The organism is Bradyrhizobium sp. IC3123 (assembly GCF_020193625.1).
Classification (GTDB): domain Bacteria; phylum Pseudomonadota; class Alphaproteobacteria; order Rhizobiales; family Xanthobacteraceae; genus Bradyrhizobium; species Bradyrhizobium yuanmingense.
Window position 1 is genome coordinate 52,833 of sequence record NZ_JADYVF010000007.1, and the last position, 12,895, is coordinate 65,727.

Sequence of the window (12,895 nt, forward strand, 5' to 3'; positions counted from 1 at the left end):
ATCCGGGAAAGTCTCGATTGAAGCCCGATCCCGGATTACGGTTCGCTCCATCCGGGCTACGATATCCGGGCTTGCGACTCCTCCAGCGCAAACACCTCGCACGGCGCGGCAATGCCGCGCAGCTCATGCGTCCCAAGCGCAACCAGCGGCATCTCTGTCTCGGCGGCGAGCGCGCCCGACACCAGCACCGTCCGGCCCAGCGGCTTGCACAATCCCTCCAGACGGCTGGCGAGGTTGACGGCGGGGCCGATCGCGGTGAAGTCGAGCCGGTTCGCGGCGCCGATATTGCCCCAGAGCATCTCGCCGAGATGGAGCGCGGCGCCAAACGACAAAGGCGGCAGCCCTTGCGCGCGGCGCTCCTTGTTGAGATACGCCATCCCGGCTTCGGCTGCGCTTGCCGCGCGCAAAGCAGCGTCACAGGCGCGGCGCGGGGACGCCTCGAGCACCGGAAAGATCGCGAGCACGCCGTCGCCGATGAATTTCAGCACCTCGCCGCCGAAGGCGTGAACCGCGCCGGCGATGCGATCGAACCAGGCATCGAGCGCCGCAATGACATCGGCCGGCGGTGTCGTCTCCGACAGGGTCGTGAAATTGCGCAAATCCGCATAGAGCAGTGCGGCCTGGATGGTCTCGCCGAGATCGCGGCGCAGAGGCGCCGCCAGTACCCGCTCCGCGCTGCGCGTGCCAAGGTATGCATCGAGCGTTGCCCGCAAGGTGGCGCGCGCGGCGAGCACGGCCAGCGGCGTTGCGGCGAAACGCGCGGCCTGACGCAATTGCTCGATCTCATCCGCCGTGAACGGACGCGGCCCGATCCAGCCGAGCAGCGGGCCATCGGGCCGTCCGGCGACATCTTCATGCACATCGCCGCCGGCGATATCGCGCAGCCAACGGCGGCCGGCGTCGTCGGGTGGATCGGGCGCGAGGCCGCCCGGCGCGAAGCCGAGCGCTTCGATCACCTGGCCGCTGTCGGCACGCCACAGCCAGGTCCGCTTCGCGATCAGCGGATGCGGCACCTCCAGCGTCAGGGCGCCTGCCGCGAGCGGCACGCCATCGGCGGCCAGATGCGCGCCGAGCTCCGCGAGCAGGTGGTCGGCCCCGCGACAATCCGAGGCCGCGTCGAGGAGCCAGGCGAGGGTCGGGGAGAGCTGCATGAGGCGATCATGGCGAAACAGGGCCGTCTTTGCCACGGGCAATCCTTGACGGAGCGCAGGGCCGCCGCCATGTCCCATCGTCAGACCAGGGATGATCGCCGATGCCCGAGCCATTCATAGTGCGACGCGAGACCCAGATCGCGGCCCCGCGCGCCACTGTCTTCGCCTACCTCACCGACCCCGAAAAGATCCTGAGCTGGATGGGCTCCGACGCAACCACGGAGCCTTATCCCGGCGGGCTCTACCTGCTCAAGGGCGTCAGCCCGGACGGCGCCGCCGCCCGCGGCGCGTTCCGCGAGGTCGTGCCGGTGCATCGTCTGGCCTATACGTTCGGCTGGGAGGGTGGTCAGGAAGTGCCGCCCGGCTCGAGCCTGATCGAGATCGACCTGATCGAGCAGGACGGCGGCACGCTGCTGCGCATGACCCATAGCGGCCTGCCGAACGAAGCGCAGGCGGCCGCTCATGCAACGGGTTGGGCGCACTACCTTGAGCGGCTCACGATCGCAGCCGCAGGCGGCGACCCCGGTCCTGACAAGGGTGTGTCAGATAAGAAGTAGCTCTCGTAGGGTGGACAAAGGCGCGCTCTTCGCGCCGTGCCCACCACCCGTCACCTGGGCAAATGGTGGGCACGCTTCGCTTTGCCCACCTTACGAGAGCGGCGCTTCGTTACACTGCTGCCGTCGCCACCACCTGCGCCAGCAGCTGCTCGCGCCTGGCCTGCGAGCGCTGACCCGTCATGGTCGCGGCGAAGCGCTCGAGGATGCCCTCCTCGAAGGCGGTGACGATGGTGTCGTGGACGTAGCTCTTGCGGCAGATCGCCGGCGTGTTGGAGAGCTGGTCGGCGGCGGCGCGGATCGCATCCAGCACCTGCTTCTTGCGGCCGCGCTGGCTGCTCGCCGGCGTGATCCGCGACAGCGATTCCACCACGACGGCGGACGCCATCAGCGTGCGGAAATCCTTCAGGGAAATCTTGATGCCGGCGATCTCGCGCAGAAATGCGTTCACCTGGGTGGTGCTGACCGCGCGCACGATGCCGGAGGCATCGCGATACTGGAACATGCGCTTGCCGGGAACGCTCTGCAAAATGCCGATGGCGCGCACCAGCTTGGCGGCGTCGCACTCCTTGCGCACCGCCTTACCGCCCTTGGCCTTGAAGGTCAGCACGAAACAATCGTCTTCCAGCGTGACGTTGGACTTCAGCAGCGTGGTCGCGCCGCGGGTGCCGTTGAGGCGGGCGTAGGATTCATTGCCGGGGCGGATCGCGGTGCGCGCGATCAGCTCGATCACGGCCGAGAGCGCGAACTCGCGCGTCGGCTCGTCCCCTGACAGGAACGCCGAGACCTTGCGCCGGATTTTCGGCAGCGCGCCGACGAGCTTTGCCAGGCGATGCGCCTTGCGCTGCTCGCGGACCTTCTCCCAGTCGGCGTGATAGCGGTATTGCAGCCGGCCCGCGGCATCGCGGCCGACGGCCTGCAGATGCGAGTTCGGGTCGGCGGAGTAGCGCACCTCGCGATAGGCCGGCGGCACCGCCATGGAATGCAGCCGCCGGATGGTGCGGGCGTCGCGGATATGCGCACCGTTGGGGCGGACGAAGGAATAGCCCTTGCCGCGCCTGATACGACGGATGGTCAGCTCGTTCTGGTCGCCGAGCCGCAAGCCGAGCTCCTTGGCGAGGGCCTCGACCGTCGCCGCAGGCGCCGCGTCGTAGGTCTTCTTGGGGCTCGGGCGCCTGAAACCGGTCGGTTTCGGCCATTGTCCGAGGGCCTTGGCCAGGGCAATGGCTGCAGGATCGGCTGAAGCGGGCCGTATCGTCCCGAGATTCTGCTGATCCATCATGGTCTTACGCCTTAGCCCTGTCCTGTTGTCGATCAATGCCGCTGTTGTGATTTTTGTTCCGAGGAGTCTCTTTGGACCCGGGTTGGCCATTTAGGGTGTTCCGAACACGAATGCGAGTCCTGAATCAGTGACAAGAGGTTGCTAAATACCTCTCCTCGGCGCATGGGGGCTCTGCGGTCTCTGTTCTGGCGGTTTGGGTAGAGAGCCGGAAGGTGCCCGTCGGCCCTGTTTCAGATTTGCGACAGCGGGCCTTCGGGACCTTGATCCTTCGCATGGCCAGCTGCCCGCCGAAGGTCCAGCTTGTGCTCCTTGTCGGGTCCGGTTAGCCCGACGCATAATCCATCAAATGATGATGTCGGCATTGCCTGAGCTTGCCGCATGTGGAGGGAAGCATGTCCGAGAAGATCTACGATATCCCCGCGGAGTGGGCGAAGCGCGCCTGGATCGACCAGGCCAAGTACAAGGAGATGTACGCCCGCTCGATCTCGGACCCGAACGGTTTCTGGGCGGAGCAGGCCAAGCGCATCGACTGGATGAAGGCGCCGACGAAAATCGAGAACGTCTCGTTCGCGCCGGGCAACATCTCGATCAAATGGTTCGAGGACGGCATCCTGAACGTCGCCTACAATTGCATCGACCGGCATCTCGCCAAACGCGCCAACCAGACCGCGATCATCTGGGAGGGCGACGATCCCTCGCAGTCCAAGCACATCACCTACAAAGAGCTGCATGACGAGGTCTGCCGGATGGCCAACATCCTGCGCACCCGCAACGTCGGGAAGGGCGACCGCGTCACCATCTACCTGCCGATGATTCCCGAGGCCGCCTATGCAATGCTGGCCTGCGCGCGGATCGGCGCGATCCACTCCGTGGTGTTCGCGGGCTTCTCACCTGACAGCCTCGCCCAACGCATCAACGACTGCCAATCCAAGGTGATCATCACCGCGGACGAAGGCCTACGCGGCGGCAAGAAGGTGCCGCTGAAGGCCAATGTCGATGCGGCGCTTAGCAAGGCCGACGGCGTCGACTGGGTCGTCGTGGTCAAGCGCACCGGCGCCAAGGTCGACATGAATCCCACGCGCGACCTCTGGTACCACGAGGCCGCGGCGATGGTGACCACGGAATGCCCGGTCGAGCACATGCACGCCGAGGATCCGCTGTTCATCCTCTACACGTCGGGCTCGACCGGCCAACCCAAGGGCGTGCTGCACACCTCCGGCGGCTATCTCGTGTTCGCCTCGATGACGCATCAATACGTCTTCGACTATCACGACGGCGACATCTACTGGTGCACCGCCGACGTCGGCTGGGTCACCGGCCACAGCTACATTCTCTATGGGCCGCTCGCCAACGGCGCGACCACGCTGATGTTCGAGGGCGTGCCGAATTATCCGGATAATTCGCGGTTCTGGAACGTCATCGACAAGCACAAAGTCAACATCTTCTACACCGCGCCGACCGCGATCCGCGCGCTGATGCAGTCCGGCGACGAACCGGTGAAGAAGACCTCGCGCGCCTCGCTCCGCCTGCTCGGCTCGGTCGGCGAGCCCATCAATCCCGAAGCCTGGGAGTGGTATCACCGCGTCGTCGGCGACGACCGCTGCCCGATCGTCGACACGTGGTGGCAGACCGAGACCGGCGGCATCCTGATCACGCCGCTGCCGGGCGCGACCAAGCTGAAGCCCGGCTCGGCGACGCAACCGTTCTTCGGCGTGGTGCCTGAGATCGTCGATGCCGACGGCAAGGTGCTGGAAGGCGAAACATCAGGCAATCTCTGCCTGACGCGGTCCTGGCCCGGCCAGATGCGCACGGTCTACGGCGACCACGCCCGCTTCGAACAAACTTACTTCTCGACCTACAAGGGCAAATACTTCACCGGCGACGGCTGCCGCCGCGACGCCGACGGCTATTACTGGATCACCGGCCGCGTCGACGACGTCATCAACGTCTCCGGCCACCGCATGGGCACCGCCGAAGTCGAGAGCGCGCTGGTCGCGCATGAGAAGGTGTCGGAAGCCGCCGTCGTCGGCTTCCCGCACGACATCAAGGGTCAGGGCATCTACGCCTATGTCACCCTGATGGCCGGCGTGCAGCCGAGCGACGAGCTGCGCAAGGAGCTCGTCACGTGGGTGCGCAAGGAGATCGGCCCGATCGCCTCGCCCGACCAGATCCAGTTCGCCCCGGGCCTGCCCAAGACCCGCTCCGGCAAGATCATGCGCCGCATCCTGCGCAAGATCGCCGAGGACGAGCCGGGCAGCCTCGGCGACACCTCGACGCTCGCCGATCCCGCCGTTGTCGATGATCTCGTCAAGAACCGGCAGAACAAGAAGTCGGCGTAAGGCGAGTTCGTGCCCCGAACGCAGCGCAGCGCTCCTTCAGCGGTGCGCTGCTGAGCCGGGGCCCATCTAAACGTCAGAACGTGTAGCTTCCTGGATCCCGGCTCTGCGCAGCAGCGTTTCCTGCTGCAGCGCATCCGGGACACGCGATTAGTTTTCGCGTCAGCGCGCCCTCTCAACCAACGGCCATTCACACCCTCACGCTGTTGTCAGCGGGCGCGGCAGCGCGCCTGCATCTTTCCCGCCGAGTGTTGTTTTCAGGTCATTTACTTTATTTCGAACATTTTCTTTGTTCCCCCTGCTGGCCGGCCCTCGGCAGCCGCGGCTGGAAACCATTGGGTTAACGGGCGCGGTTAAGAATGAGCATCGACGAGGGCTTGGTGCGGCGACGATTGCCGGTTCTGCGTCATTTTGGACGATCCGTTTTGGGCAAGGGGAAGCATCGATGTCGATGAGGATTGCGGTGGCGCTGGCCGCCACCATCGCGGCTGGGGCCTTGACGTCGACGGCGGCGCAGGCGCGGCCGGAAATGGTGGGGGCACACCTGGCTGACTATTCGCCGGGCACCATCGTGGTCAAAACCAGCGAGCGGCGGCTTTATCTCATCCTCGGGAACGGCCAGGCCGTGCGCTATCCGGTCGGCGTCGGCAAAGCCGGCAAGCAGTGGGCCGGCACCACGAAGATCGACGGCAAATATCTCAATCCGGCCTGGGCGCCGCCCGCCGAGGTGAAGCGCGACAAGCCTGGTATCCCCGACGTCATTCCGGGCGGCTCGCCGCGCAACCCGATGGGCGTTGCGGCGATGACGCTCGCCGGCGGCGAATATGCGATCCACGGCACCAACGTGCCGGGCTCGATCGGCGGCTTCGTCTCCTATGGCTGCATCCGCATGCTCAACGACGACATCACTGATCTCTACGGCCGCGTCTCCGTCGGCACGACGGTGGTCGTGACGCGCTGATCGCCTGAATCAGCCGAGATGAAATGAAAGGCCGCGTCCTCGACGCGGCCTTTTTATTGCCAGAACCGCCAGCCGCGCGCGCACCAGCCGTCGCGATGGCCGCCATTGTAGCTGCGCACGAAGCCGCCGGCGAGCAGTGCCGCCGAGACGTTCACAGTCCGCCGGGTCGCAACGTCGGCGAGGACTCGGCCGTATTTGTCGGGAGCGAGATTGGTGATGGTCACGCCGCCCTGGCCGAGCAGATCGCGCAAGGCACGGGCCGCAGCTTCGGCCTTGTCCAGCTCCTCCTGGCAGGATGCTTTCAGTTCGGGTGCATCGATGCCGCGCAGCCGAATGCGGACCACGGGATCGCGTCCCTCGTGCAGGCGAACACGCGCGAGAAAAGTGTCGCCATCGATGGCGCGAATGAATTCGACGGGACGCACATCCGCGTGGCCGGTCTGCTGAAGAACGATCTCGGCATCTCCAGTGCGATCGGTATCGGGAACAAGCCAGTGCGTTCCATGGCGGAATGTGAGCACGACGGCCAGCGCGATGCCCACCACGAACATCCAGGGCAATAGCCCGGAGAAGCGGCGGCCGAACGGCGAGCCGCTGAACTGCGGCCGGTAGGAATTGGGGCGATCCTGGAAACGCATCAACTCACGCTATGTCTGAGTCGGGGGAACTCACAAGCACGAGCGCGTCCATAAACGACGCCGAATGCGCCGGAGGCCATGCACGAAAGTTCCGTTTGTCAAAGAGGTTAGCCGTAGTTCTACTGGGGATCCGCGAATATTTTCCAAATCTCAATCATTGGTTGCGAATAGCTGTTATACGACAAACCGAGGGGAGATTGCCGTGAGGTCATTCAGGTTTCGCATTGGAACAAAGCTCGGCATCGTGACGGGCGTGAGCGTCGTGCTGGTCGGCGGCATGCTGACCAATCAGATGCTTGGCAACCGCTCCATTGCCGAATCCAATCGCCTCGTCACGATCAACTATCTCAACAAGGGCAATGCGCAGGCGGCTCAGACGGCGATGGCACGCGCGCAGCTCGCCGCTCTCGAACTCGGCTCGGCACCGTCAGCCGGAGAGGTCGACAGGCTCCTCGAGCTTCTCCGTACCCGGGCCGGCGAAGCCGGCACCGAAATCGATGCCGCGAGAGAGCGGGCGACCCGCAAGGTCACACAGGACGCTTACCGCGAGGCCAAGAAGTTCGTCGATGCGTATCTGGCCAGCGGCGTCGAGCTCGCCGCGGCGCAAAAGGCGGTCATCGCCGCCCCCGCGGGTGGCGCCAAGCTTGCAGCAGAGTCGGCCAAGGCAAGTATTCTCGCAGAGCATATGCGTCCGGCAGCGCAGGAAGTCAGCAAGCGCATCGACGATCTCGTCGGCGTCGCCAACGAATTCGCCGCGCGCCGCAAGGGCGAGATGCTGGCCGAGTTGGACCGCGTCGCCAATTTCGCTTTGATCGTCGGCCTATTCGTCGTCCTGACGTTGGTCGGCTCCGCAGTCTTTTCCGTCTTGAACGTCGCCCGTCCGATCCGTCGCATCGGCGATGTGCTCCTGCAGCTCGCCGGAGGCAACAAGGCGATCGAAATTCCCTACACCCGCCGTGGCGACGAGGTCGGCGACAACGCCCGCGCGGCACAGACCTTCAAGGACAATCTGATCCGCATCGAGCAGATGGAAGCCGAGCAGAAGAACCATCAAGCCGCTGCGGCCGCTCAGCGCAAGCAGGAGATGACGCGGCTTGCCAACGCGTTCGAAACTGCGGTCGGCGGCATCATCAACTCGGTGTCAACCGCATCCCAGGAGCTCGAATCCGCGGCCGGCACGTTGTCGGGTACGGCCGAACAAACCCAGCAGCTCTCCGGAATGGTCGCCGCCGCCTCGGAGGAAGCCTCGACCAATGTCGGGGCCGTGGCGTCCGCGGCCGAGGAAATGAGCACGTCGGTCGTCGAGATCGGCCGTCAGGTGCACGATTCCAGCCGTATCGCCGGCGATGCGGTCAAGCAGGCCGAGCGCACCGATGCCCGGATCAACGAGCTGCTCAAGGCGGCGGGCCGCATCGGCGACGTCGTCAAATTGATCACGGCGATCGCCGAACAGACCAACCTCCTGGCGCTAAACGCAACGATCGAGGCGGCGCGCGCCGGCGAGTCAGGCCGCGGCTTTGCGGTCGTGGCGAGCGAGGTCAAGGCGCTCGCGGCGCAAACCGCGCGAGCGACCGAGGAAATCAGCGCGCAGATCGCCGGCATGCAATCGGCAACGCAGGACTCCGTCGGAGCGATCAAGGAAATCGGAACGACCATCGGCCGCATCTCCGATATTTCCACGACCATTGCCGCGACGATCGAACAGCAGGGCGCAGCGACGGCCGAGATTGCGCGAAACGTCAGCGAAGCCGCCAAGGGAACGGTCGAAGTCGCAGACAAGATCGCCCAGGTCAGCCATGGCGCGAGCGCGACCGGCGCGGCGTCGGGACAGGTGTTGGCGTCGGCGCGTTCGCTGTCGAGCGAAAGCAGCCTCCTGAAGACCGAGGTCGAGAAGTTCCTCAGCACCGTGCGCGCCGCGTAATGCGCAACGGAGCGGCGAGCACGATTGCCGTGCTCGCCGGACATTCATGAAGCCCCCGGGATTTCCCGGGTTTGACCGGGGTCGTAATCAACACTAGGTTGAACATTGAGCCGTAAGCAACTCGCTTGCGGAACCTGTTCAGCGAGTCCCCCGCCATGAATATCGATGCGTCGTCCCCCGATTCGCTCGAGCGAATCGCCGAACTCGTTCGTCAGCAAGATAGTTCTCTCGACACCACGCTGCTTCCGCCGGTGGAGGGGTTCCAAACCAGGACCGTCGCGCTCGAAACACTGATGCGCGAGGTGACGGAGTGCCTGGCGGACGGCTTCCGGCATCGCTCGCCGCAAGACTTTCCCATGCTCTATTTTGCATGCGGCAAGGCGCGCGTCGGATCGACGGCCCTGAGCAATCTGTTCGGCATGACCGGGATGCCTTCCTACTATCAGCCTTTGAAGGCCATGCTGCGCGATGCGCTCGTCGGCAAGAGGCCGGCGCCGTGGGCCGTGCCGTCGGCAGACGACGAGCCGCACATCTTCAGCAAGGAAACGATCGGGCCCTACGTGCTCGCCGAGAGCCTGTTCAATCCGCTCAAGCTGCTGATTGAGGCGGGCTATCCGCGGCACCGGCTGCATCTCATCATGCTCGACCGTGAGCCGGCGAGTTCACTGGCATCGTGGCTCGACAAGCTGATCTCGCGCGCGCCTGAAGATGTATTGCTGCGGCACTATGTCGTCGCCGCGCTCAGCGCGGCTCAAGTCGCAAGCTACGCCCAGCGACAGGGCGTTGCCGTCACTCACTACGTCTACGAGGTGAGCAAGGAGGCCGTGTCCTCGGTTCGTGTCCTGTTCGAACGGATCGGCCTTTCGGGCAGCTTCAACGAGAATGCCGTGACGTCCTGGCGTGAGCCGGGAGACTCGCACGCGAACAATGCGCGCGTCATCTTCCCGAGCGAAGCGACGATCTACAAGGTGCCCAATTTGCACACCTCCGACAGTGCCTATCGCTACCAGCGCCGTGCGACGGCCTCTCTGAGCGAAGCGCAACGCGAGGCTCTGGAGCGCTGCGGGGTCAATGATGCCTATCGCGTCGCGGTCGCCGCCTGTGTTCGCGATCTCGGCCTGAATGCGGCACTGTCGCAACGTCTGTTCGGCGACTGGTTTGCTGCGGCTGCGTGATGGTCATGCTGGACGTTCCCACCGGAGCCGATTCCGCACTCCGTGAAGGTGCTGGCGGCAAGCAGCGTCACGTCGCCAGCCACCTCCGCCGTCTGGAGGCGGAAAGCATCCACATCCTGCGAGAGACGGCGGCCGAGTTCCGCAAGCCGGTCATGCTGTATTCCATCGGGAAGGATTCCTCGGTGCTGCTGCATCTGGCGATGAAGGCCTTCGATCCCGGCAAGCCGCCGTTTCCGCTGCTGCATGTCGATACGACCTGGAAGTTTCGCGAGATGATCGCGTTTCGGGACCGACGCGCGCGCGAGCTCGGCCTCGACCTGATCGTCCATACCAACAATGACGGATTGAGCCAGGGCATCGACCCTTTCACCCACGGCTCGGCCCGCTACACCGACGTGATGAAGACGCAAGCGCTGCGACAGGCGCTGGACTTCCACGGCTTCGACGCCGCGATCGGAGGCGCGCGGCGCGACGAGGAGAAGTCGCGCGCCAAGGAGCGCGTGTTCTCACACCGCAGCGCTGCGCATCGCTGGGATCCGAAGAACCAGCGGCCGGAGCTGTGGGGCTTGTACAACACGAGGCTCGCGCCCGGCGAGAGCATGCGGGTGTTTCCGCTGTCGAACTGGACCGAGATCGACGTGTGGGACTACATCCTGCTCGAGGACATCCCGATCGTTCCGCTCTATCTCGCAGCGTCGCGCCCCGTGGTCGAGCGCGACGGAGCATTGATCATGGTGGACGACGACCGGATGCCGCTGCAGCCCGGCGAGGAGCCGCAATCGCGCTCCGTCAGGTTTCGCACCCTCGGCTGCTATCCCCTCACCGGTGCAACGAGCTCGACGGCGGCAACCCTGCCCGAGATCGTGCAGGAGATGATGGCGTCGCGCACCTCCGAACGACAGGGACGCATGATCGACCGGGACAGTCCCGCATCGATGGAGCGCAAGAAGGCGGAAGGTTATTTCTGATGTCCTATCACGAGGCACCGGCGATCGCCGCCGCCGATGCGCCGCAGCTCGAGCAAGACGATCGCCCGACGTTGCGTTTCGTCACCTGCGGCAGCGTCGACGACGGCAAGAGCACGCTGGTCGGTCGGCTGCTCTACGATTCGAAGACGCTGCTCGACGACCAGCTCGACGCGCTCGCCTCGGAGAGCAGGACCGCCGGCACCACCGGCGGCGACCTCGACTTCGCGCTGCTGGTCGACGGGTTGCAGGCCGAGCGCGAGCAGGGCATCACCATCGACGTGGCCTACCGCTTCTTCGCCACGAAGCTGCGCCGCTTCATCGTCGCCGACACGCCGGGACATGCGCAATATACGCGCAACATGGCGACCGGTGCCTCCAATGCTGAGCTCGCCGTGGTGCTGGTCGACGCCCGCAAGGGCGTGATCACGCAGACGCGGCGTCACAGCCACATCCTGTCGCTGCTCGGCATCCGCCACGTCGTGCTCGCCGTGAACAAGATGGACCTGATCGGATTCGACGGCGATCGCTTCGCTGCCATCACCGCCGAATACCTGACTCTGGCCGGTCAGCTCGGGATCTCTCAGGTCCAGTGCATCCCGGTCGTGGCGCCCGACGGCGACAACATCGTCGCCGCGAGCACGCGCATGCCCTGGTACGAGGGACCGACCGTTACGGCCTATCTGGAATCCGTGGACGTGGCCGGGGACGCCTCGCAGCAGCCGTTCCGGCTGCCGGTGCAATGGGTGAGTCGGCCGCATGCGGATTTTCGCGGCTTCTGCGGACGGATCGCGAGTGGAACGATCGCAGTGGGCGATGCCGTTCGCGCGCAGCCGTCGGGACACCAGACCCGCATCGCGCGCATTCTCACGCCCGCCGGCGAGCGCAATCACGCAAGGTCGGGCGAGTCCATCACCCTCACGCTCGCCGACGAGATCGACGTCAGCCGCGGCGACGTGCTGACCGCCGGATCTGCAGCGCCGGTGGCGGATCAGCTCGCGGCCCATCTCGTCTGGTTCGATGGCGAGGCCATGGTCGCCGGCCGGCGCTATTTGCTCCGGTGCGGTACCGCCTCGACCGGCGCGGTGATCACGGAACTCAAGCACCGGATCGCCATCGACACCATGGCGCGGGAAAGCGCCGCCACGCTCGACGTCAATGAGATCGGCTATGTCCATCTCGATCTCGACCGCCCGCTGGTGTTCGAGGCCTATCGCGACAACCGCGAGATGGGCAGTTTCATCCTGATCGACCCGATCAGTCATCGCACTGCGGCGGCGGGAATGATCGACATGTCGCTCCGCCGCGCCACCAACGTTCATTGGCAGCGGCTTGCGGTCGACAAATCCGTGCGAGCCCGGCTGAAGCAGCAACGCCCCTGCGTGCTCTGGTTCACGGGGCTGAGCGGCGCCGGCAAATCGACCATCGCCAATCTCGTCGACAGCCGGCTCGCCGAGCTCGGGCGCCATGCCGCGTTGCTCGACGGCGACAATCTTCGTCACGGCATCAACCGCGACCTCGGCTTTTCCAACGCGGAGAGAACGGAGAACGTCCGGCGCGTCGCGGAGATCGCGGGGCTGTTCGTCGATGCCGGCTTGATCGCGCTGGTGGCGCTGATCTCGCCGTTCCGCAGCGAGCGCCAGCTGGCGCGCCAGCGGCTCGAGGCGGGCGAGTTCATCGAGATCCATGTCGCGACGCCGCTTGCCGAATGCGAGCGCCGCGATCCCAAGGGGCTCTATCGCAAGGCTAGGTCGGGCCAGCTACCGGCATTCACCGGCATCGATGCCCCCTACGAAGCGCCGCTGGCGCCCGACATCACCATCGACACCTCGGAGCTGTCGAGCGAGGCGGCCTGCGAACGCATCATCCGCTACTTGCGAGCGCACAACTACCTGTGACGACCGGGACGAGA

Annotated in this window: 10 protein-coding genes; 7 read left to right on the plus strand and 3 right to left on the minus strand. The window is 65.3% G+C overall.

All coding sequences use genetic code 11. The features are described 5' to 3' along the window. Positions 1-56: 56 nt before the first annotated feature. Entirely contained in the window at positions 57-1,151 is a 1,095-nt protein-coding gene (locus I6F20_RS22880; protein WP_036002982.1) for an adenylate/guanylate cyclase domain-containing protein, read from the minus strand. A 101-nt stretch (positions 1,152-1,252) separates the two neighbouring features. Here I6F20_RS22880 and I6F20_RS22885 point away from each other — a divergent pair, with 101 nt between their 5' ends. Continuing rightward, positions 1,253-1,708 (plus strand): SRPBCC family protein, encoded by a 456-nt coding sequence (locus tag I6F20_RS22885; RefSeq protein ID WP_036002934.1) that lies wholly within the window; start codon positions 1,253-1,255, stop codon positions 1,706-1,708. 109 nt (positions 1,709-1,817) lie between these two features. On the opposite strand, the gene I6F20_RS22890 is transcribed toward I6F20_RS22885, so the two are convergent. Continuing rightward, the gene (locus I6F20_RS22890; RefSeq protein ID WP_036024230.1) at positions 1,818-2,987 is read right to left on the minus strand and encodes a DNA topoisomerase IB; all 1,170 of its coding nucleotides are present in this window, start codon (positions 2,985-2,987) and stop codon (positions 1,818-1,820) included. Between the two features lie 392 nt (positions 2,988-3,379). Here I6F20_RS22890 and acs point away from each other — a divergent pair, with 392 nt between their 5' ends. After that, positions 3,380-5,326, plus strand: coding sequence for an acetate--CoA ligase (acs, locus tag I6F20_RS22895; protein WP_225127929.1), 1,947 nt, complete (start codon positions 3,380-3,382; stop codon positions 5,324-5,326). A gap of 442 nt (positions 5,327-5,768) precedes the next feature. Further along, positions 5,769-6,284, plus strand: a complete 516-nt coding sequence (locus I6F20_RS22900; RefSeq protein WP_036024233.1) for a L,D-transpeptidase — start codon at positions 5,769-5,771, stop codon at positions 6,282-6,284. 53 nt (positions 6,285-6,337) lie between these two features. Here I6F20_RS22900 and I6F20_RS22905 read toward each other — a convergent pair whose 3' ends face one another. Then, positions 6,338-6,922, minus strand: coding sequence for a thermonuclease family protein (locus I6F20_RS22905; protein ID WP_225127930.1), 585 nt, complete (start codon positions 6,920-6,922; stop codon positions 6,338-6,340). A gap of 202 nt (positions 6,923-7,124) precedes the next feature. Here I6F20_RS22905 and I6F20_RS22910 point away from each other — a divergent pair, with 202 nt between their 5' ends. From I6F20_RS22910 to cysN, 4 genes are all read left to right on the plus strand, one after another. Next, complete coding sequence (locus I6F20_RS22910) at positions 7,125-8,843, plus strand: methyl-accepting chemotaxis protein (RefSeq protein ID WP_225127931.1); 1,719 nt, start codon at positions 7,125-7,127, stop codon at positions 8,841-8,843. Between the two features lie 155 nt (positions 8,844-8,998). Beyond that, complete coding sequence (locus I6F20_RS22915) at positions 8,999-10,018, plus strand: sulfotransferase family protein (RefSeq protein WP_225127454.1); 1,020 nt, start codon at positions 8,999-9,001, stop codon at positions 10,016-10,018. 5 nt (positions 10,019-10,023) lie between these two features. Then, positions 10,024-10,986, plus strand: coding sequence for a sulfate adenylyltransferase subunit CysD (gene cysD / locus I6F20_RS22920; RefSeq protein WP_036024260.1), 963 nt, complete (start codon positions 10,024-10,026; stop codon positions 10,984-10,986). After that, positions 10,986-12,881, plus strand: coding sequence for a sulfate adenylyltransferase subunit CysN (gene cysN / locus I6F20_RS22925; protein ID WP_225127932.1), 1,896 nt, complete (start codon positions 10,986-10,988; stop codon positions 12,879-12,881). The genes cysD and cysN overlap by 1 nt, the downstream gene beginning before the upstream one ends. The last annotated feature ends 14 nt before the right edge of the window (positions 12,882-12,895 follow it).

Excerpts from the sequence above, each read along its gene's own strand:
- I6F20_RS22905 (WP_225127930.1), bottom strand. The coding sequence starts at position 6,922 with ATGCGTTTCCAGGATCGCCCCAATTCCTACCGGCCGCAGTTCAGCGGC.
- I6F20_RS22900 (WP_036024233.1), top strand. The coding sequence starts at position 5,769 with ATGTCGATGAGGATTGCGGTGGCGCTGGCCGCCACCATCGCGGCTGGG.
- cysD (WP_036024260.1), top strand. The coding sequence starts at position 10,024 with ATGCTGGACGTTCCCACCGGAGCCGATTCCGCACTCCGTGAAGGTGCT.
- I6F20_RS22885 (WP_036002934.1), top strand. The coding sequence starts at position 1,253 with ATGCCCGAGCCATTCATAGTGCGACGCGAGACCCAGATCGCGGCCCCG.
- acs (WP_225127929.1), top strand. The coding sequence starts at position 3,380 with ATGTCCGAGAAGATCTACGATATCCCCGCGGAGTGGGCGAAGCGCGCC.
- I6F20_RS22915 (WP_225127454.1), top strand. The coding sequence starts at position 8,999 with ATGAATATCGATGCGTCGTCCCCCGATTCGCTCGAGCGAATCGCCGAA.
- I6F20_RS22890 (WP_036024230.1), bottom strand. The coding sequence starts at position 2,987 with ATGATGGATCAGCAGAATCTCGGGACGATACGGCCCGCTTCAGCCGAT.
- I6F20_RS22880 (WP_036002982.1), bottom strand. The coding sequence starts at position 1,151 with ATGCAGCTCTCCCCGACCCTCGCCTGGCTCCTCGACGCGGCCTCGGAT.
- cysN (WP_225127932.1), top strand. The coding sequence starts at position 10,986 with ATGTCCTATCACGAGGCACCGGCGATCGCCGCCGCCGATGCGCCGCAG.